This is a genomic window from Pseudomonas sp. NUPR-001 (genome assembly GCF_052147955.1).
Taxonomy (GTDB): Bacteria; Pseudomonadota; Gammaproteobacteria; order Pseudomonadales; family Pseudomonadaceae; genus Aquipseudomonas.
The window spans coordinates 5,267,304-5,286,398 of sequence record NZ_CP197353.1 but is presented as its reverse complement, the minus strand read 5'-3'; the positions used below and the strand labels follow the sequence as shown (position 1 = coordinate 5,286,398).

Genomic DNA, 19,095 nt, shown 5'->3' with positions numbered 1-19,095 from the left:
CCAATAATCGCAGCATCCGGGTTTTGCCTACCCATCGGAGCCATAAAAATGCAGCGTTCGATTGCCACTGTGTCCTTGAGCGGTACCTTGCCTGAAAAACTCGAAGCCATTGCTGCCGCAGGCTTTGACGGGGTAGAGATCTTCGAGAATGACTTGCTCTACTACGCCGGCAGCCCGCGGGAAATTCGCCAGCGCTGCGCGGACCTGGGCCTGGCAATCACCTTGTTCCAGCCGTTCCGCGACTTTGAAGGCTGCCGCCGTGAGCGGCTGGCACGCAACCTGGACCGCGCCGAGCGCAAGTTTGACCTGATGCAGGAGCTGGGCACCGATCTGGTGCTGGTGTGTAGCAACGTGGCTGCCGATTCGCTGGGCGAGCGCCAGGTACTGGTCGACGACCTGCGACTGCTGGCCGAACGCGCCGGGGCCCGTGATTTACGCATCGGCTACGAAGCGTTGGCCTGGGGCCGCCATGTGAAGACCTGGCAGCAGGTCTGGGACATTGTGCAGGCCGCCGATCATCCTAACCTTGGGATGATTCTCGACAGTTTTCATACCCTGTCGCTCAAGGGCGACCCCAGTGCTATCGCCCAAGTACCCGGCGACAAGATCTTCTTTGTGCAAATGGCCGATGCGCCGCTGCTGGCCATGGACGTGCTGGAGTGGAGCCGGCATTTTCGCTGCTTCCCGGGGCAGGGCGAATTCGATCTGGCCGGGTTCCTGGCGCCGATTCTGAGCAGCGGTTACCGCGGGCCGTTGTCGCTGGAAATCTTCAACGATGGATTCCGCGCAGCGCCGCCGCGGGCCACCGCCGCCGATGGTCTGCGCTCACTGCTGTACCTTGAAGAGAAGACCCGCCAGCGCCTGGCACAGCCGCTTGAGCAACCCGACGACCTGCTGTTCGCGCCACCTGCAGCCAGCGCCTACGACGGCATCGAGTTCCTCGAGTTTGCCGTGGATGATGCCCTCGGCGCCAAGCTCGGCAACTGGCTGGAGCGTCTGGGATTCACCCGCGCTGGCATGCATCGTTCGAAGAATGTCAGCTTGCTGCGCCAAGGCGATATCAACCTGATTCTCAACGCCGAGCCCTATTCGTTTGCCCATAACTTTTTTGAAAGCCACGGCCCTTCATTGTGCGCCACGGCAATCCGGGTCAAGGACAGTGCCCAGGCCCTGGCTCGGGCGGTGGCTTATCAGGGCCAGCCGTATCGTGGGCTGGTCGGGCCGAATGAGCGAGAACTGGCGGCCGTGCGGGCGCCAGATGGCAGCTTGATCTATCTGGTCGATCAGGACGCGCAAGGGCGGACTATCTACGACACCGATTTCAGCCTGGCGCAGGCTGAGGGCAACAGCCTCGGGCTCAAGCGTATAGACCACATGGCCCTGGCCTTGCCGGCCGATGGCCTGGACAGCTGGGCGCTGTTCTACAAGAGCCTGCTGGATTTCACTGCCGATGACGAGGTGGTCCTGCCTGATCCCTATGGTTTGGTGAAAAGCCGGGCATTGCGCAGCCGCTGCAGTTCGATTCGCTTGCCGTTGAACATCTCGGAGAATCGCAACACGGCCATCGCTCATGCACTGTCGCATTACCGTGGCTCGGGCGTGCATCACATTGCCTTCGACTGCGACGATATTTTCACTGCCGTGAAAAAGGCCAAGGAGGCGGGCGTAGCCTTGCTCGACATCCCGCTCAATTATTACGACGATCTGGCTGCACGCTTTGATTTTGATGACCAGTTCCTCAGCGAGCTGGCCTATTACAACGTGCTCTATGACCGTGATGCTCAAGGCGGCGAATTGTTCCACGTGTACACCGAGCCATTCGAAGAACGGTTTTTCTTCGAAGTCTTGCAACGGCGCAACGGGTACAGCGGCTATGGCGCTGCCAACGTTGCCGTGCGCCTGGCAGCCATGGCCAAGGCGCGAGGCGGTTCACCGGCGCAAGCGCGTTTGTAGCGAAGCGGCCGGCAGGCTTTCTTCCTTTGCACCCGGGGCTCATAATCACCGGGTTAACTGTTGGCCACGAGTCCCGTATGACCACAATTCCAGCACTCTGCGCAGCCCCTGAACCAGTGGCGCGCAAGGGGCGCAAAAACAATCCGGAAAAGACCCGCGAGAACATTCTTCAAGCGGCAATCAGCGAGTTCGTCCAGCAAGGACTGGCGGGCGCCCGGGTTGATGCCATTGCCGAGCGCACCCAGACCTCCAAGCGCATGATCTACTACTACTTCAACAGTAAGGAGCAGTTGTATGTCGAAGTGCTGGAGAAGCTTTATGGTGATATTCGCAACACCGAAAGCAGCCTGCACCTGGCCGAGCTTGAGCCGCGCCAGGGTATTCGCCGGTTGATCGAGTTCACCTTTGATCACCATGATCGCAACGTCGATTTCGTGCGGATTGTCTGCAACGAAAACATGCACCACGGCGAGTACGTGAAGCGCTCCTCGGCGATTCGCTCGATGAACAAAACCGTGCTGATCGCACTGGACGAGATTCTGCGCCGCGGCGCTGCCGAAGGTGTTTTCCGCCAGGGGCTGGACGCGCTGGATGTGCACCTGCTGATCAGTTCGTTCTGCTTTTACCGGGTTTCGAACCGCAACACCTTTGGCGAAATTTTCCAGGTCGACTTTGAGGATGCAGCGCTCAAGGCGCGGCATCGCGAGATGATCTGTGAGTCGGTGTTGCGCTTTCTGAAGGCCTGAATCGCGGGGATGTAGGCGCGGGCTTGCCCCGCGATCCTACTCAGCCCCCATCTGCTGAAAATGCCCAAGCATCCGTGAAGCATCCGCCTCACGCCCGCTGAACAGTTCAAACGCCTTCACCGCCTGAAACACCGCCATGTTCGAGCCATCCAGGGTGCGACAGCCCAGCGCCCTGGCTTCGCGCAGCAGCTCGGTTTGCAGCGGAAAGTAGACGATTTCCGCCACCCACAGATCGGCTCTTAGCAGCGCTTTGGGAACCGGCATCCCCGGCAGTTTGGCCATGCCCATCGGCGTGCTGTTGACCAGCCCGTCGGCCTTGGCCATGGCGCTGTCCAGATCATGCCCGACACGGGCCCGGGCACCGTCGAAATGCGTATTGAGGTTATCCACAAGCGCCTGGGCCCGGTCCGTCTCGACATCGAAGATGATCAAGCACTCAACCCCTTCTGCCAGCAGCGCATGGGCCACCGCCGCACCCGCGCCTCCGGCACCCATCTGCACCACCTGGCGGCGTGGTGCATCGCTCAAGCCACGGCGAAAACCTTCGGCAAAGCCCAGGCAGTCGGTGTTGTGGCCGATGCGTTTACCGTCCTTGAGCACCACGGTGTTGACGGCACCAATACCCCGGGCTTCGGCGGACAGTTCATCGAGCAACGGCAGGATGACCTGCTTGCACGGGTAGGTAATGTTCAATCCGGTGTAGCCCATGCACTCGGCCGCCGTGAGCAGTTGTTCCAGGGCACTGCTGTCGAGTTTGAGCTGATCCAGGTCGATCAGCCGGTACAGGTAGTTCAGGCCCTGTGCATGACCTTCGTGCTCGTGCAGCGCCGGGGTTCGCGAGGCCTGGATGCCAGCACCGATCAAGCCGGCGAGGATGCCTGCAGAGTGAGCCGGATTCATGAGGGAAACTCCAATGTTGTTCTTGGGAAGACGCGTGCATTGAAAATGTACCGAATGGTTAATTTGGTCAATCGATGAGCACGCCTTGCGCTGTTTTTGTGTGCGCTGATCGCACAGCCTGTGCTACACCTGTTGCTTTGCACCAGACCACGGAGGGAGACATGGCGATGCCGTTCAACGATTTGCAGCTGATGGGAGAAACCTGGCCGGGCCTGGCCAGCCTGACGCAGTCGATCTTCGCCGCCCTGGGTGGTCGGGGCTTTCGCAACAGCTTCCACCTTGATCGCTCGCAGGCGACTTGCCTGCTGCTGATTGATGGTTTGGGCTGGAACCTGTTGCAGGCCCATGCCCGGCACGCGCCGTTTCTGGCCTCGTTAATGCAGCCGGACGGGCATTTTCGCGTCGGCTTTCCGGCGACCACGGCCGCCAGCCTGGCCTCGGTGAGTTCAGGGCTGGGCAGCGGTGCCCATGGCATTGTCGGCTGCAGCTTTGCTCTTGATGAACACACCGAACTGTCGCCCTTGTCGTGGACCACCGCAGCGCTGCATGCCGAAGCGCAGCCAGGTTCGGCCCCTGCGCCCGAGGCGTTTATCGTGCCCGCGGATGCCTGGAGCCTGGCCAGTGCGCAGGGGATCGCCATCAGCACGGTGATGCTCGGGCGTTATGCCAACTCGGCGTTCAGCCAGGCGATCTACAAGGCCGGGCAGATCCTCCCGGCGCCGGCCTATGACGCCTATCCGCAGTTGATCAATGCCGCCTTGGCGCGTTCCGGGTCTGCCTTCTGCTTCGCCTATTTCGGTGACCTGGATTTCGCCGGGCACTTGTTCGGCCCAGGCTCCGAAGCCTGGCTCAAACAGCTGGAAATCGCCGATCAGCTGGCGCGGGCCATCGCCGACCAACTGCCGGATTCCGTGCAACTGATGGTGATCGCCGACCACGGCATGCTGGCGCTGGATAACGCACAGGTGCGCGACTTCGATCTCGACCCGGTGTTGCAGGACGGCGTGCGCGCCATCGCCGGTGATATCCGTGCCCGTCATGTGTATGTGCCAACCCAGCAGGATCGGGTACACGAGCGCTGGCAAAACCGCCTGGGCGATGAATACCGGGTGATGTCCAAGGCCCAGGCGATTGCCAAGGGGCTGTTTGGCGATGTGATGTTGAGCCAGGCCGAAGCGCGGATCGGCGACCTGATTGTGGTGCCGACGGGGGCAGGGGGGATTATTCGCAGCGAGGTGGAGAAGCATGCCAGCCAGTGGCGAGGGCACCACGGCGCACTGACTGATGACGACCAGCGGGTACCGCTATTGATGTGCTAGGGATCGAGGGGCAAGCCCGCTCCTACAGGTTGTGTAGGAGCGGGCTTGCCCCGCGAAACACTCAACGCCGAACCAGCAACACCCCACTCTCCATGTGATGGGTATACGGAAACTGGTCAAACAACGCACAACGCTCGATACGGTGCGTATCGTGCAACTGAGCGATATTCGCCGCCAGGGTTTCCGGGTTGCACGAGATGTACAGAATGTTGTCGAAGCGTCGGGTCAGCTCGCAGGTGTCCGGGTCCATCCCGGCACGCGGCGGGTCGACGAATACGCTGCCGAACTCATAGCTCTTCAGGTCGATCCCTTCCAGACGACGGAACGGGCGCACTTCATTCAGCGCTTCGGTCAGCTCTTCGGCCGACAGGCGCACCAGGCGCACGTTATTCACCGCGTTGTCGTCGAGGTTATGCAGCGCAGCGTTGACCGAAGTCTTGCTGATTTCCGTGGCCAGCACCTTGCGCACCCGGGTCGCCAGGGGCAGGGTGAAGTTGCCGTTGCCGCAGTACAGCTCCAACAGATCGTCCTGCCGCTCGCCGAGCGCTTCATAGGCCCAGTTGAGCATCTTCTGGTTCACCGCGCCGTTAGGCTGCGTGAACGCGCCTTCTGGCTGACGGTAACGGAAACTGCGCCCTGCAATCTGCAGTTCTTCAACCGCGTAGTCGCGACCGATCACCACACGCTTGCCCTTGGAGCGGCCGATGATACTCACGCCCAGGTCTTGGGCCAGCTGCTGCGCTGCCGTCTCCCAGTGCTCGTCCAGTGGACGGTGGTAGCACAGGGTGATCATTGCATCACCAGCCAGGGTGGTGAGGAATTCGACCTGGAACAGCTTGAAGCTCAGCGCCGAGCTGGCTTGCCAGGCGGCCTTGAGCTGCGGCATCAGCTGATTGATGCGCAGGCTGGCGATCGGGAAGTCCTCGATCAGAATCGGCGTGTACTTCTCGCCAGGGGCAAACATCGCATAGAAGCGCTGTTCATTCTCACGCCACAGGCGGAACTCGGCGCGCAGCCGATAGTGCTCGCGTGGTGAATCGAACACCGCCGGCTCCGGCGCATCGAAAGGCGCCAGCAGCTCGCGCAGGCGCTCGACCTTGGCGTCGAGCTGCTGGGTGTAGGTCGAAGGGTCGAAAACTGCACTCATGCGTTGAACCAGCCCAACTTGACGACGAACAGAACCGAGAGAATCACCAGCGCCGGGTTCAGGTCACGGCCACGGCCAGAGATCAGTTTGATCGCCGTCCAGGTGATGAAACCGAAGGCGATGCCGTTGGCGATCGAATAGGTCAGCGGCATGGCCAGGGCGGTTACTACCACGGGCGCGGCTTCGGTGATGTCGTCCCAGTTTATTTCAGCCAGGCCCGAGGCCATCAACACGGCGACGAACAACAGCGCAGGGGCGGTGGCGAAGGCCGGTACGCTACCGGCCAGCGGTGCGAAGAACAGCGCCAGCAGGAACAGGATGGCGACGACGATAGCGGTCAGGCCGGTGCGGCCGCCCGCACTCACGCCTGCAGCCGATTCGATGTAGCTGGTGGTGGTCGAGGTACCCAGCAGGGAACCGGCCATGGCCGCAGTACTGTCGGCGATCAGGGCGCGACCCATCTTCGGCATGTGGCCGTCTTTGCGCATCAGGCCAGCACGCTTGGCAACACCGATCAGGGTGCCGGAGTTGTCGAACAGGTCAACGAACAGGAAGGCAAAGATCACACTGATCAGGCCGACATCCAGTGCACCTTTGATGTCCAGTTGCAGGAAGGTTGGCGCCAGCGAAGGCGGCATCGAGACCACACCGTTGAACGGGGTAACACCCAATACGATCGAGGCAACGGTCACCACCAGAATACCGATCAACACCGCGCCGCGGATCTTCAGCGCTTCAAGGGCGACAATCAGGAAGAAGCCCAGGGTGGCGAGGATGGGGGCGGGTTGCTTGAGGTCACCCAGGCCCACCAGCGTTGCCGAGTTATCGACGACGATACCGGCGTTATGCAGGGCGATCAGCGCCAGAAACAGGCCAATACCGGCAGCGATGGCCGAACGCAACGGCAGCGGGATGCTATTGACGATCCACTCCCGGATGCGAAAGATCGACAGCAGGAAGAAACACACCGCCGAAATGAACACCGCCCCCAGCGCTACCTGCCAGGTGTGGCCCATGTGCAGGACTACGGTGTAGGTGAAAAATGCGTTCAGGCCCATGCCCGGTGCCAGGGCAATCGGGTAGTTGGCGATCAGGCCCATGGTGGTCGAGCCGATGGCGGCGGCCAGACAGGTGGCTACGAACAGCGCGCCTTTGTCCATGCCGGTCTCGCCGAGAATGCTCGGGTTGACGAACAGGATGTAGGCCATGGCCAGGAAGGTGGTCACGCCCGCGAGAATTTCGGTGCGGACATTGGTGTTGTGTGCTTTTAGTTGAAACAGCCTTTCCAGCATGCCTGCTCCCCGTGGCGCGCCCCGGCGCCGTGAATGTATCGACCCCATCAGCAAAGCACAGACCGTACCGTACGGCGTGTTGATTGTGATTGAGTCGGAAAAAAGCCGCGCATCATACCAGCATGCTCGTCATTGCACGATCATGGTGGGAGCGGTGGTGCGGCGATCCGACTTGTACCGCGATTGCGACTCGTCAGTCATACCGCTTCGCGGGGCAAGCCCGCTCCCACAATGCCTTACACGACAGTTTTTCAGCGGTTGTGCAGGTGATCGCGCTGCGCCAGGCTTGGGAACAGCTTAATCCACACCCCGGTTACCACCAGCGTCCCGACCCCGCCCAGCAACACCGCTGGTACCGTGCCGAACCAATGCGCGGTCAACCCCGACTCGAACTCGCCCAGCTGGTTCGACGCGCCAATGAACAAGCCATTCACCGCACTGACCCGGCCACGCATTTCATCCGGCGTCTCCAGCTGCACGAAAGCGCCGCGAATGACCATGCTGATCATGTCGGCCGCGCCGAGCACGGCCAGCACCGCGAGGGAGAACCAGAACGAGGTCGACAGGCCGAAGGCGATAGTGGCCACACCAAAGATGCCGACCGCAGTGAACATCACCCGGCCCACCTTGCGCTCGACCGGGAAGCGCGCCAGCCACAGCGACATCAACAGCGCGCCGACTGCCGGTGCCGAACGCAGCAGGCCCAGGCCCCAGGGGCCGGTGAGCAGGATGTCTTTGGCGAATACCGGCAACAAGGCAGTAGCACCGCCGAGCAGCACGGCGAACAGGTCCAGGGAAATGGCGCCGAGGATGTCCGGGCGACTGCGGATAAAGCGTATTCCGGCCAATAGCGAGTCGAGGCTGGCGCGCCCTTGTTGCGGCACTTGTGGTCGGACATTGAGGCTCAGGGTCAGGATGCAGGCGGTGACATACAACGCCACGGTCGGGCCATAGACCCACACACTGCCAAAAGCATAGAGAAAGCCTCCCACGGCGGGGGCGACGATGGTGGCCGCTTGCATGGCCGACGCCGAGGCCGCCACGGCGCGTGGAAACAACGAAGATGGCACCACATTCGGCAGCAGTGCTTGGGTCGCTGGCATTTCGAACGAGCGGGTGCTGCCGAGCAGAAAAGCCAGGATGAAAATCAGCTCGCGGCTGATGTTGTCAGTGCTGCTGCCCACCACTAGGGCCAGGGCGATCAGGGCCTGGGCACTCTGGCAGATGGCGGCGATGCGACGGCGGTCATAGCGGTCGGCAACATGCCCGGTGTGCAGCATGAACAGTACCCGTGGAGCGAACTCCACCAGGCCGACCAGGCCCAGATCGAGGACATTACCCGTCAGTTGGTACAGGTGCCAGCCAATCGCCACGGTCAGCATCTGAAAGCCGCTGGCCGTACAGACCCGGGCCAGCCAGAAGGCGAGGAAAGGGCGGTGGTGACGCAAAAGCAGCGGCGCAGGGGCTGACATTGGCGGAACAGAGCCTTGGCGAGGGAAACAGTGGAGCAGATTACCACTAGTTTGTAACAACTAGTTGCCAGGTCACCCCCGGGCGCGAATGAGTGCACCATTTTGGGGCGCCAAAAAATCAACGGAACTGATCTGCGGCAATCAACCACACAACCTCGCGGGCCTTTCAGGACTATCCTTTTCAAGCAGCCGTTGATCTGGATCAATAGTTTCATTTGCAACGGTTGGGCCTAACGGCCGAATTCCCTGCGTTGTGAAGTTTTAGAACAACTCCAACTAGCCGCACTGAACTACCGTGGGGGCAGTTGGCGCCAAGGTGCATCGCCTGACGCCGGATTACCTGACAGAGGAAGCACTATGTTCGGATTAGAGGCTCTAGATCTCGCCCGAATCCAGTTTGCATTTACCGTGTCCTTTCACATCCTGTTTCCAGCCATCACCATTGGCCTGGCAAGTTACCTGGCTGTGCTTGAGGGGTTGTGGCTCAAAACCAACAACAGCGTCTACCGTGACCTTTACCATTTCTGGTCGAAAATCTTTGCCGTCAACTTCGGTATGGGCGTGGTCTCCGGCCTGGTCATGGCCTATCAATTCGGCACTAACTGGAGCAAGTTCTCCGACTTTGCCGGTTCTATCACCGGGCCACTTCTGACGTATGAAGTGCTTACCGCTTTCTTCCTCGAAGCCGGTTTCCTGGGTGTCATGCTCTTTGGTTGGAACCGCGTAGGCCGTGGCCTGCACTTTTTCGCAACCGTCATGGTTGCCATCGGTACGATCATTTCCACCTTCTGGATTCTTGCCTCCAACAGCTGGATGCAGACCCCGCAGGGCTACGAGATCGTCAACGGCGTCGTCGTCCCTGTTGACTGGTTCGCGGTGATCTTCAACCCTTCGTTCCCGTATCGCCTGATGCATATGGCGACGGCGGCGTTCGTTGCCACGGCGTTCTTCGTCGGCGCATCGGCGGCCTGGCACTTGCTGCGTGGCCGTGACAACCCGGCGATTCGCAAAATGCTCTCGATGGCCATGTGGATGGCCCTGATCGTCGCGCCGATTCAGGCAGTGATTGGTGACTTCCACGGCTTGAACACCCTCAAGCATCAGCCGGTGAAAATCGCGGCGATCGAAGGCCACTGGGAGAATGTCGGTGACGAGCCGACCCCGCTGATCCTGTTCGGCATTCCTGACATGGAAGCTGAAACCACTCACTTCAAACTGGAAATTCCGGCACTCGGAAGCTTGATCCTGACCCATAGCCTGGACAAGCAAGTACCGGCGATGAAGGAGTTCCCGAAGGAAGATCGGCCTAACTCCACCGTGGTGTTCTGGTCGTTCCGGATCATGGTCGGTCTGGGCATGCTGATGATCTTTGTCGGTTTGTGGAGTGTCTGGCTGCGCATGCGCGACAAACTCTACAGCTCGCGTCCTTTCCTCTACCTGACCTTGTGGATGGGGCCTTCTGGCCTGATTGCGATCCTCGCAGGCTGGTTCACCACTGAAGTCGGGCGTCAGCCTTGGGTGGTCTATGGCGTGATGCGTACCGCCGATGGTGTTTCGAACCACAGCTATGTCCAGTTGGGCGTGACGCTGGTGATGTTCGTGGTGGTCTATTTCGCCCTGTTCGGTGCGGGCCTGGGTTACATGATGCGCCTGGTGCGCAAAGGGCCAAAAACCGGCGAGGGTAAAGAAACCATCAAGGGAGGGCCTGGTCAGCACCGTACACCTGCGCGACCGTTGTCGGCTGCCGATGACGATCACGATGACGGCGAACACACCAGCCTGAACAAGGGGAACTGAGTCATGGGTATTGATCTTCCACTGATCTGGGCCGTGATCATTATCTTCGGCATCATGATGTACGTGGTCATGGATGGCTTTGACCTGGGGATTGGCATTCTCTTCCCCTTCGTCAAAGGCGAGCAGGACCGTGACGTGATGATGAACACCGTCGCACCGGTCTGGGACGGTAATGAAACCTGGCTGGTGCTAGGCGGGGCGGCGCTGTTCGGCGCCTTCCCGCTGGCCTATGCCGTGGTGCTGTCGGCACTCTACCTGCCATTGATGCTGATGCTGGTCGGTTTGATTTTCCGCGGCGTGGCGTTCGAGTTTCGCTTCAAGGCCACGGCCGAGAAACGTCACCTGTGGGACAAAGCGTTCATCGGTGGTTCGTTGGCTGCCACTTTCTTCCAGGGCGTGGCGCTGGGTGCCTTCATCGAAGGCTTCAAGGTGGTCGACCGCAGCTACGCCGGGGGAGCCTTTGACTGGCTGACGCCATTCAGTCTGTTCTGTGGGCTGGGGCTGATCGTTGCCTACGCCTTGCTCGGCTGCACCTGGCTGATCATGAAAACCGAAGGCAAGCTGCAACTGCAAATGCATGACCTGGCCCGTCCTCTGGCCCTGGTGCTGCTGGCAGTGACCGGTATCGTCAGCATCTGGACACCGCTGGCGCACCCGGAAATCGCTACGCGCTGGTTCACCCTGCCTAACCTGTTCTGGTTCCTGCCGGTGCCGATCCTGGTGCTGGTGACGCTGTACGGTTTGCTGCGGGCGGTGGCACGTAATGCACACTACACCCCGTTTCTGCTGACCCTGGCACTGATCTTCCTTGGCTACAGTGGCCTTGGCATCAGCTTGTGGCCGAACATCATCCCGCCATCGATCTCGATCTGGGATGCTGCGGCGCCGCCGCAAAGTCTGGGCTTTATGCTGGTGGGGGCACTGTTCATCATTCCGTTCATCCTTGGCTACACCTTCTGGAGCTACTACGTGTTCCGCGGCAAGGTGACCCACGAGGATGGCTATCACTAGGAGTGCCTGGCGATGAATAGCAAAGACAGTTTTGAAGAAGAGAAGAAGCCGCTCTTGCATCGTTTGGGCTGGCTGGCCGTTATCTGGGCTGGCAGCGTCACGGCGCTGGGGATTGTGGCCTGGTTGATGCGCATGTTCATGGCAGCCGCTGGGTTGAGCACGCCTTAGCAACTGATCGCGGGGCAAGCCCGCTCCTACCGGTAGGAGCGGGCTTGCCCCGCGATTTTTTTACATCACTTACGCGCCTTGAGCACCACGAACTTGGGCGTTGCCGCAACCTGCTCAACCCCACGAAACAGTCGTGCCAGTTTGCTGTGGTAGCCCAGGTGGCGGTTACCGACGATATACAGCGCCCCACCCACCACCAGTGCCTCGCGGGCCTGCTGGAACATGCGCCAGGCGAGGAAGTCGCCAACTACCTGCTGTTGGTGGAACGGCGGATTGCACAGCACCACGTCCAGCGACTGCGCCGGTTGACCGGCCAGGCCATCGTCAGCGCGGATGCTGACCGCACGATCACCCAGCGCCGCCTGCCAGTTCTCCTGCGCTGATTGCGCCGCCATATACGACTCATCGACCAGGGTGTACTGCGCCTGCGGGTTGTTCAGTGCGCTGACAATCGCCAGCACGCCGTTGCCGCAACCCAGATCGGCTACCCGGGCGCTGCCCAGGTTACCGGGCAGGTGCGGGAGAAACGCCCGAGTACCGATGTCCAGGCCTTCGCGGCAGAACACGTTGGCATGATTGAGCAATTCCAGGCGCGGTGCGTCGAGCGCGTAGCGCGTGGGGTAGGGGGAGCTGAACGGGCCTTTGTCCTGCGCCGTGGCAATCAGCAGGCGGGCTTTTTTCTGCGCCAGCGATGCCTGGACCGGGCCGATGTACTTTTCCAGCAAATCACCAGCGGCACGCGGCAGGTGCTTGATCATTGCCCCGGCGATCACCTGGGCGCCGGGCGCCAGATGTGGCTGCAGGCGGATCAGTTGTTCCTCCAGCAAGGCCAGGGTCTTGGGCACGCGCACCAGCACACGGTCGAACGGCCCTTGCCAGTGGCTGCTGGCAGGAATGAACGGTACCGCGTCGAAGGCCTGGCCGTTACGTACCAGGTTTTTCTCCAGTGCCAGGCGGGCCAAGTGCGAGTCGCCGCTGCTGCTGACCTGCACATGACGGCTCAAGCTGATGCCCAGGGCCCCGAAGCTGTCGTTGAGTACCAGTACGCGGGCGCTGGGGGCTGGTGACTGTTCTGCCAGGTGTTCCAACAGGTATTCGTCGGCGGCGTCGAACGCTTGCAGGGGATCGTTGGCTTGCTCGGGCTGGCGAAGCAGGTCGAGTTCGGCAAAAGGGCTGGTCAACAAGGGCATGGCAAAAGGCTCTGAGGCAGGGGCGCGCGGCGCCGTTGGCCACGCATTACAGGGGCATGATTCTACAGGGCTTTGACGGGCAGGGGGTTATTCCAGAAGGCCGTTCTTGGCAGCGATGGCAATGGCGCCGGCTTTGTTGCTGCAGCCGAGCTTGTTAATGATGCTGCGAATGTGAAAATTCACCGTGCTTTGCGAGAGGGTGAGGATGCAGGAGATGTCGGCAGCGGTTTTGCCGGCTGCTGACCATTTCAGCACTTCGGTTTCACGGGCAGACAGGCGCACCGAAAGGGGAGGCGGCGCGGGTTGGCGACCCAGTATCAGCGTATGCAGCAGGTTACACAGCCACATGATCTGCCCAGCAGCTTTATGAAACTCTTGGGTTTCTATCGGCCTGTGGCTACGTGCCACGCTCAGGATGCTTTCGTTGTGGCGCAGGTCGTGAGCCGATTGGCTCCAGCCATAACGCAGCCCATTGAGCTGGGCCTGCTGCCAGAATTCGGGCGTCTCTCGAAACACCTCATCGTCCCAAAGTATCGGCAGCATCGATTGACGGCAATGGGCGACGGTCGGGTCAATGCTCAGGTAATTGCAGCGCTCGTAGCGCTCATTCCAGGCGGCAGGGTAGTTGTTGTAAGACTTGAACTGCGCTTGCGTGGCTGCTTGAGGTGCGCGCAGCGTAAAGGAAAAAAACTCCATGCCCAGTTGTGCTGCCAGAGACGCCACCACCTCGAACATCCGTTGTTCATCCGTTTCGCTGCGTAATTGTTGCAGCTGCTCTTGCTTCCAGTCGCGCATGGCGTCACACCTCCCTGTGAAGACAATCTAGGATCCAAGATAGTGAAGGGCAGTGTAGGAAATACCCGAGTGCCTTGCTGAGTTTTTCGTAACAAGCAGTTGTCTTTGATGCCGAACGGTACTTTGTCAGATGTGTGCAGTTGAGCATCAGGTGATGCCACTACAATCCAGCGGTGTTTATCCAGGCGCGTTTGGGCGACACTGGGCGCATCTGTTCTTTGGAGTAAGTCATGACTGCCAGCGCTGAAAAGTTCACTCGCCAGACGTTACTCGACGTCCAGCCGCTGACCCCCAGCCTGTTCAGCTTGCGTACCACCCGCGATTCGGGGTTTCGCTTTCGTTCCGGCCAGTTCGCGCGCTTGGGTGTCACCAAGGCCGATGGCAGTGTGGTGTGGCGCGCCTACTCGATGGTGTCGGCGCCGCATGACGAACACCTGGACTTCTTTTCTATTGTGGTGCCGGGCGGGGAGTTCACCAGCGAGCTGAGCCGACTGAGGGAAGGTGACAGCTTGCTGATCGACCGTCAGGCCTTTGGTTTTCTGACGCTGGATCGATTTGCCGACGGCCGGGACCTGTGGTTGTTGGCGACCGGCACCGGTATCGCACCGTTCGTCTCGATCCTTCAGGATTTTGAAGCCTGGGAACGTTTCGCGTCGATCAAGCTGGTGTATTCGGTGCGAGAGGCGAAAGAGCTGGCGTATCTGGACCTGATCGCCGGTCTTGAGCAGCGCGACTATCTGGCTGAATTCGCTGGCAAGTTGCAGTTCATTCCCGTGGTTACGCGTGAGCAGTATCCGGGCGCGCTGAATGAGCGCATCACCACGCTGATCGAGAATGGTGAACTTGAGCGCGCCGCCGGCTTGGCACTGACACCGGAGCACTCGCGGGTAATGCTCTGCGGTAATCCACAGATGATTGACGACACGCGCCAGGTGCTCAAGCAGCGTGGGCTGAACCTGAGCCTGAGCCGCCGCCCTGGGCAGGTAGCGGTGGAAAACTACTGGTAAGTCGACTGGGCAAAACAAAAACGGCGCCAGGGGCGCCGTTTTTGTTTTGGATTCAGGGCTGCCGGTTCTGCGCCTTGAGCAGGTCGCGGATCTCGGTGAGCAGGACTTCTTCTTTAGTTGGCGCAGGTGGCGTTTCAGGGGCGGCTGCTTCTTCGCGCTTGAGGCGGTTGATGGCCTTGACGCCCATGAAGATCGCGAAGGCGACAATGACGAAGTCCAGTACCGTCTGGATGAACTTGCCGTAGGCCAGCACCACCGCCGGTATATCACCTTCGGCCGCCTTGAGCGTGATCGCCAGGTCACTGAAATCCACACCGCCAATCAACAGGCCGATTGGCGGCATGATCACGTCACCTACGAAAGATGAAACGATTTTGCCAAAGGCGGCGCCGATGATGATACCGACGGCCATGTCGACCACATTCCCTTTGACCGCGAAGGCCTTGAATTCACTGAGCACGCCCATGGTTTATTCCTTGTAACAGATGAGTTTGGTCAACCCAGTGTAATTCAGCTACGCGCTTCATGCTCTGCGCTGCTGCTTTGCGCTGTAGTTAGATCGAATAGTTTTGTGCGTTTCAGTGGCGGTCGCGGCCACCGAGGTCGGCTATCATGCTCACTTTTTCCGAGGACCGTCCCCATGGCCAAGGCCAAGCGCATGTACGGCTGCACTGAGTGCGGCGCGACCTTTCCGAAATGGGCCGGGCAGTGCGGCGAATGCGGTGCCTGGAACACCCTGGTGGAGACTGTGCTGGAAAGTGGCGGCGCTGCACCGCCTAGCGGGCGCACCGGCTGGGCTGGCCAGCAGGCGCAGATCAAGACCCTGGCCGAAGTCAGCGTCGAAGAAATTCCCCGCTTCACCACCGCCAGCGCCGAGCTGGACCGGGTGTTGGGTGGCGGTCTGGTCGATGGCTCGGTGGTGCTGATCGGTGGCGACCCTGGTATCGGTAAATCGACCATCCTGTTGCAGACGCTGTGTGCAATTGCCACGCGTATGCCAGCTTTATATGTCACCGGCGAAGAGTCCCAGCAGCAGGTTGCCATGCGCGCCCGACGCCTGGGCCTGCCACAGGATCAATTGCGGGTGATGACCGAAACCTGTATCGAGGCGATCATCGCCACTGCGCGGGTAGAGAAACCCAAGGTCATGGTCATCGACTCGATCCAGACCATCTTCACCGAACAGCTTCAGTCGGCCCCCGGTGGCGTGTCGCAGGTGCGTGAAAGCGCCGCATTGCTGGTGCGTTACGCCAAGCAGAGCGGCACGGCGATCTTCCTGGTTGGTCACGTGACCAAAGAAGGTGCGCTGGCCGGCCCGCGGGTGCTCGAGCATATGGTCGATACAGTGCTGTATTTCGAGGGTGAGTCCGATGGTCGGCTGCGCTTGCTGCGCGCGGTGAAAAACCGTTTTGGAGCGGTCAATGAGTTGGGCGTGTTCGGCATGACCGACCGTGGCCTCAAGGAAGTCTCCAACCCCTCGGCAATCTTTCTTACCCGGGCTCAGGAAGAGGTGCCCGGCAGTGTGGTCATGGCCACCTGGGAAGGCACTCGACCGATGCTGGTCGAGGTGCAGGCGCTGGTTGACGACAGCCACTTGTCCAACCCTCGGCGGGTAACCCTCGGCCTGGACCAGAACCGTCTGGCCATGCTGCTGGCGGTGCTGCACCGCCACGGCGGCATTCCGACCCATGACCAGGACGTATTCCTCAACGTCGTGGGCGGGGTGAAAGTGCTGGAGACGGCCTCTGACCTGGCGTTGATGGCGGCGATCATGTCCAGCTTGCGTAATCGCCCGCTGGATAACGGCCTGCTGGTATTCGGTGAGGTGGGATTGTCGGGCGAGGTGCGCCCTGTGCCCAGTGGTCAGGAGCGCCTGAAAGAGGCGGCCAAGCATGGCTTCAAGCGGGCCATCGTGCCCAAAGGCAATGCCCCCAAGGAAGCCCCGGCGGGGCTACAGGTGATTGCCGTGACGCGTCTTGAACAAGCCTTGGATGCCTTGTTCGAGTAGGGGCGGCTGTAGGAGCGGGCTTGCCCCGCGATGCGATGTGGCTGATACATCGCTATCGCGGGGAAGCCCGCTCCTACACTGATCAGTGTTCCGAGACAGCGGCGCGTCGTGTCGGTGGCTCGCCATGCTCACCTTCGGTCATCACCGGTACCTCTTTGCCTTCGGCGTTGAACAGCTTGCCATCTTCGAAATAGTCGCCGTCACGCAGGGCGGAGATATCCGAGTAGTGAATGGTGCGCTCATAGGCGGCAGCAAAGACCGATTGTTGATCGGAGTTGCCGGCGGTGAAGTGGTTGAACACCAGGTTGAGGACAATGGCCATGATCGCCGCCGAGCTGATGCCGGAGTGGAAAATGGTCTCGAACCAGTTAGGGAACTGCGCGTAGAAGTTTGGCGCGGCGATCGGGATCATGCCAAAGCCCAGCGAAGCGGCGACGATGATCAGGTTGACGTTGTTCTTGTAGCTGACCTTGGACAGGGTGCGGATACCGCTCGCGGCCACCGTACCGAACAGCACGATACCAGCACCACCGAGTACCGAAGTCGGTACGGCAGCAATTACCCGGCCCATGATCGGCAGCAGGCCGAGCACCACCAGAATGACCCCGCCTGTCGCTACCACGTAGCGGCTCTTGACCCCGGTGACGGCAACCAGGCCGACGTTCTGGGCGAATGCGCTCTGGGTGAAGGAACCGAAGATAGGGGCCAGGATGCTCGACGCCATGTCAGCGCGCAGGCCGTTGCCCAGGCGTTTGGAGTCGACTTTGGTGTCGATGATCTCACCGACGGCGAGGATGTCTGCCGAGGTTTCCACCAGGGTCACCATGATCACGATGCACATCGACAGAATTGCGGCGATGTGGAAGGTCGGCATACCGAAGTGGAAAGGTGATGGCATTGCCACCAGCGGGCCGTCGAGGACTTTGCTGAAGTCAGCCATGCCCAGCGACCAGGCAATCAGGGTACCGATGACCATGGCCAGCAGAATCGACAGGCGCGAGATGGTGGCGCTGCCCAGCTTGCTGAGGATCAGCACGATCGCGAAGGTCAGAGCGGCCAGGCCGATGTTGGCCATGCTGCCGAAGTCCGGCGCCTTGCTGTTGCCGCCCATCACCCAGCGTGCCGCAACCGGCATCAGGGTCAGGCCGATGGTGGTGATGACGATACCGGTGACCAGTGGCGGGAAGAATTTGGTGATCCGTGAGAACACCGGTGTGATCAGAAAGCCGATCAGCGATGCGGCCATTACCGCGCCCAATACCCCAGGCAAACCGCCACCGCCTTCACTGCTGAGGATCGCGCCCATGGTCGCGACCCCGGCAAACGAAACCCCTTGCACCAACGGCAACTGACAACCAAACCACGGCAGACCAAGGGTTTGTAACAGGGTTGCCAAACCACCGGCAAACAACGATGCGGCAATCAACAGGCCAATGTCCGCCGACGTCAGGCCAGCTGCCTGGCCGAGAATCAGTGGCACGGCGACGATGCCGCCATACATGGTCAGAACATGTTGCAGGCCGTACGCCAGGTTGGCACCTAGGCCCAGGTTCTCGTCTTCAGGACGTGACGCTGAAGACGTGCTAGGGGAGGACGTATTCATGGGGCGGGTCTCTGTTTATTGTTGTGTCGCTACTGTAGACAAGTCCTACATCTGAATGCCAGAACAATTGTATACAATTTTTTGATTTGCGTAGGAACAGTCCTACTAAGGTCTTGGGTCAAGGGTTGGATGCAGTTTCTGTTCCAACGGCCGAGCGCAAGCACCACAGGGCCTCTTGCAGGCACTGTGGTCTCGAAGGGGAAAGCTGTCTGACTGGACAGGAAAGAAAGCGAGGGGCGGGTAGTTAGGAAGCTAAGAGTTTCTAAACTTCGATCAGTTCGTGGAACTCGCGCTCCAGTTCAGTGCGATCGGCCAGGTTCAGCTCTATAAGGCGGCACAAATGTTCCAGGGAGTGCAGGTCAATGTGCTGGCAGATGAAGCCGAGCTGTTGCTCATCCACATGCCGCAGTTGCACCTGCATTTGCACCTCGGCATCCGCATTCAGATGAATCACGGCATCGAACAATTGCTCGGGATCTGCATCCCAGGGTTCGGGTGATTCGATCAATATGCCTTTCAGTGAAATGTCCAGCAGGTTGACTGGCCAGCGCTGTTCGCCCTGCACCAGTTCGGTGGGCGCATCGAAGGGAACACGTTTGAAGCGTCGACGTTCTGGATGGTCGCTCATGTTCGGGCACTCCGGGGTTCTTCCTGACTATAGCTCAGCACTTGCCAAGCTCCGCACAA

Annotated in this window: 17 protein-coding genes; 8 read left to right on the top strand and 9 right to left on the bottom strand. The window is 60.3% G+C overall.

Features of this window, described 5'->3' with window-relative positions; all coding sequences use genetic code 11:
* The first annotated feature begins 48 nt into the window (after window positions 1–48).
* Both quiC and ACP6KB_RS24330 read left to right on the top strand, forming a co-directional pair.
* Entirely contained in the window at window positions 49–1,953 is a 1,905-nt protein-coding gene (gene quiC, locus ACP6KB_RS24335) for a 3-dehydroshikimate dehydratase QuiC (protein ID WP_442109915.1), read from the top strand.
* 77 nt (window positions 1,954–2,030) lie between these two features.
* Window positions 2,031–2,699, top strand: a complete 669-nt coding sequence (locus ACP6KB_RS24330; RefSeq protein ID WP_442109913.1) for a TetR/AcrR family transcriptional regulator — start codon at window positions 2,031–2,033, stop codon at window positions 2,697–2,699.
* 36 nt (window positions 2,700–2,735) lie between these two features.
* On the opposite strand, the gene ACP6KB_RS24325 is transcribed toward ACP6KB_RS24330, so the two are convergent.
* Window positions 2,736–3,599: a shikimate dehydrogenase gene (locus ACP6KB_RS24325; protein WP_442109911.1), complete on the bottom strand. Its 864-nt coding sequence runs from the start codon at window positions 3,597–3,599 to the stop codon at window positions 2,736–2,738.
* A 161-nt stretch (window positions 3,600–3,760) separates the two neighbouring features.
* Between ACP6KB_RS24325 and ACP6KB_RS24320 the strand changes: the two genes are divergently transcribed.
* Complete coding sequence (locus ACP6KB_RS24320) at window positions 3,761–4,918, top strand: alkaline phosphatase family protein (RefSeq protein WP_442109909.1); 1,158 nt, start codon at window positions 3,761–3,763, stop codon at window positions 4,916–4,918.
* A gap of 61 nt (window positions 4,919–4,979) precedes the next feature.
* Here ACP6KB_RS24320 and trmA read toward each other — a convergent pair whose 3' ends face one another.
* The 3 genes from trmA to ACP6KB_RS24305 form a co-directional block, all read right to left on the bottom strand.
* Window positions 4,980–6,065 carry a tRNA (uridine(54)-C5)-methyltransferase TrmA gene (gene trmA, locus ACP6KB_RS24315; RefSeq protein WP_442109907.1) on the bottom strand — a complete coding sequence of 362 codons (1,086 nt, stop codon included), beginning with the start codon at window positions 6,063–6,065 and terminating at the stop codon, window positions 4,980–4,982.
* Complete coding sequence (locus tag ACP6KB_RS24310; RefSeq protein WP_442109905.1) at window positions 6,062–7,357, bottom strand: NCS2 family permease; 1,296 nt, start codon at window positions 7,355–7,357, stop codon at window positions 6,062–6,064. The genes trmA and ACP6KB_RS24310 overlap by 4 nt, the downstream gene beginning before the upstream one ends.
* Window positions 7,358–7,608: 251 nt before the next feature.
* Entirely contained in the window at window positions 7,609–8,829 is a 1,221-nt protein-coding gene (locus ACP6KB_RS24305; protein WP_442109903.1) for an MFS transporter, read from the bottom strand.
* Between the two features lie 357 nt (window positions 8,830–9,186).
* Here ACP6KB_RS24305 and ACP6KB_RS24300 point away from each other — a divergent pair, with 357 nt between their 5' ends.
* Genes ACP6KB_RS24300 through ACP6KB_RS24290 form a run of 3 tightly spaced genes read left to right on the top strand, consistent with a single transcriptional unit; the run spans window position 9,187 to window position 11,805 of the window.
* Entirely contained in the window at window positions 9,187–10,626 is a 1,440-nt protein-coding gene (locus tag ACP6KB_RS24300) for a cytochrome ubiquinol oxidase subunit I (protein WP_442109901.1), read from the top strand.
* 3 nt (window positions 10,627–10,629) lie between these two features.
* Complete coding sequence (gene cydB / locus ACP6KB_RS24295) at window positions 10,630–11,637, top strand: cytochrome d ubiquinol oxidase subunit II (protein ID WP_442109899.1); 1,008 nt, start codon at window positions 10,630–10,632, stop codon at window positions 11,635–11,637.
* A 12-nt stretch (window positions 11,638–11,649) separates the two neighbouring features.
* Window positions 11,650–11,805, top strand: a complete 156-nt coding sequence (locus ACP6KB_RS24290; protein ID WP_442109897.1) for a DUF2474 domain-containing protein — start codon at window positions 11,650–11,652, stop codon at window positions 11,803–11,805.
* A gap of 65 nt (window positions 11,806–11,870) precedes the next feature.
* On the opposite strand, the gene ACP6KB_RS24285 is transcribed toward ACP6KB_RS24290, so the two are convergent.
* Window positions 11,871–12,995 carry a methyltransferase gene (locus ACP6KB_RS24285; RefSeq protein WP_442109895.1) on the bottom strand — a complete coding sequence of 375 codons (1,125 nt, stop codon included), beginning with the start codon at window positions 12,993–12,995 and terminating at the stop codon, window positions 11,871–11,873.
* Window positions 12,996–13,082: 87 nt separating this feature from the next.
* Window positions 13,083–13,790 carry a LuxR family transcriptional regulator gene (locus ACP6KB_RS24280; RefSeq protein WP_442109893.1) on the bottom strand — a complete coding sequence of 236 codons (708 nt, stop codon included), beginning with the start codon at window positions 13,788–13,790 and terminating at the stop codon, window positions 13,083–13,085.
* A 230-nt stretch (window positions 13,791–14,020) separates the two neighbouring features.
* On the opposite strand from ACP6KB_RS24280, the gene ACP6KB_RS24275 reads away from it, so the two are divergent.
* On the top strand, window positions 14,021–14,797 hold the full coding sequence (locus ACP6KB_RS24275) for a ferredoxin--NADP reductase (RefSeq protein ID WP_442109891.1): 777 nt from the start codon (window positions 14,021–14,023) through the stop codon (window positions 14,795–14,797).
* 52 nt (window positions 14,798–14,849) lie between these two features.
* On the opposite strand, the gene mscL is transcribed toward ACP6KB_RS24275, so the two are convergent.
* Complete coding sequence (mscL, locus tag ACP6KB_RS24270; protein WP_442109889.1) at window positions 14,850–15,263, bottom strand: large-conductance mechanosensitive channel protein MscL; 414 nt, start codon at window positions 15,261–15,263, stop codon at window positions 14,850–14,852.
* A 174-nt stretch (window positions 15,264–15,437) separates the two neighbouring features.
* On the opposite strand from mscL, the gene radA reads away from it, so the two are divergent.
* A complete protein-coding gene (radA, locus tag ACP6KB_RS24265) occupies window positions 15,438–16,805 on the top strand; it encodes a DNA repair protein RadA (RefSeq protein WP_442109887.1) in 1,368 nt (455 codons plus the stop codon).
* Between the two features lie 82 nt (window positions 16,806–16,887).
* Here radA and ACP6KB_RS24260 read toward each other — a convergent pair whose 3' ends face one another.
* The gene (locus tag ACP6KB_RS24260; RefSeq protein ID WP_442109885.1) at window positions 16,888–18,408 is read right to left on the bottom strand and encodes a nucleobase:cation symporter-2 family protein; all 1,521 of its coding nucleotides are present in this window, start codon (window positions 18,406–18,408) and stop codon (window positions 16,888–16,890) included.
* A gap of 262 nt (window positions 18,409–18,670) precedes the next feature.
* Window positions 18,671–19,036 (bottom strand): PilZ domain-containing protein, encoded by a 366-nt coding sequence (locus tag ACP6KB_RS24255; protein ID WP_442109883.1) that lies wholly within the window; start codon window positions 19,034–19,036, stop codon window positions 18,671–18,673.
* Between the last annotated feature and the right edge of the window lie 59 nt (window positions 19,037–19,095).

Coding starts and splice junctions, on each gene's coding strand:
- quiC (WP_442109915.1), top strand. CDS start 49: ATGCAGCGTTCGATTGCCACTGTGTCCTTGAGCGGTACCTTGCCTGAA.
- ACP6KB_RS24330 (WP_442109913.1), top strand. CDS start 2,031: ATGACCACAATTCCAGCACTCTGCGCAGCCCCTGAACCAGTGGCGCGC.
- ACP6KB_RS24325 (WP_442109911.1), bottom strand. CDS start 3,599: ATGAATCCGGCTCACTCTGCAGGCATCCTCGCCGGCTTGATCGGTGCT.
- ACP6KB_RS24320 (WP_442109909.1), top strand. CDS start 3,761: ATGGCGATGCCGTTCAACGATTTGCAGCTGATGGGAGAAACCTGGCCG.
- trmA (WP_442109907.1), bottom strand. CDS start 6,065: ATGAGTGCAGTTTTCGACCCTTCGACCTACACCCAGCAGCTCGACGCC.
- ACP6KB_RS24310 (WP_442109905.1), bottom strand. CDS start 7,357: ATGCTGGAAAGGCTGTTTCAACTAAAAGCACACAACACCAATGTCCGC.
- ACP6KB_RS24305 (WP_442109903.1), bottom strand. CDS start 8,829: ATGTCAGCCCCTGCGCCGCTGCTTTTGCGTCACCACCGCCCTTTCCTC.
- ACP6KB_RS24300 (WP_442109901.1), top strand. CDS start 9,187: ATGTTCGGATTAGAGGCTCTAGATCTCGCCCGAATCCAGTTTGCATTT.
- cydB (WP_442109899.1), top strand. CDS start 10,630: ATGGGTATTGATCTTCCACTGATCTGGGCCGTGATCATTATCTTCGGC.
- ACP6KB_RS24290 (WP_442109897.1), top strand. CDS start 11,650: ATGAATAGCAAAGACAGTTTTGAAGAAGAGAAGAAGCCGCTCTTGCAT.
- ACP6KB_RS24285 (WP_442109895.1), bottom strand. CDS start 12,995: ATGCCCTTGTTGACCAGCCCTTTTGCCGAACTCGACCTGCTTCGCCAG.
- ACP6KB_RS24280 (WP_442109893.1), bottom strand. CDS start 13,790: ATGCGCGACTGGAAGCAAGAGCAGCTGCAACAATTACGCAGCGAAACG.
- ACP6KB_RS24275 (WP_442109891.1), top strand. CDS start 14,021: ATGACTGCCAGCGCTGAAAAGTTCACTCGCCAGACGTTACTCGACGTC.
- mscL (WP_442109889.1), bottom strand. CDS start 15,263: ATGGGCGTGCTCAGTGAATTCAAGGCCTTCGCGGTCAAAGGGAATGTG.
- radA (WP_442109887.1), top strand. CDS start 15,438: ATGGCCAAGGCCAAGCGCATGTACGGCTGCACTGAGTGCGGCGCGACC.
- ACP6KB_RS24260 (WP_442109885.1), bottom strand. CDS start 18,408: ATGAATACGTCCTCCCCTAGCACGTCTTCAGCGTCACGTCCTGAAGAC.
- ACP6KB_RS24255 (WP_442109883.1), bottom strand. CDS start 19,036: ATGAGCGACCATCCAGAACGTCGACGCTTCAAACGTGTTCCCTTCGAT.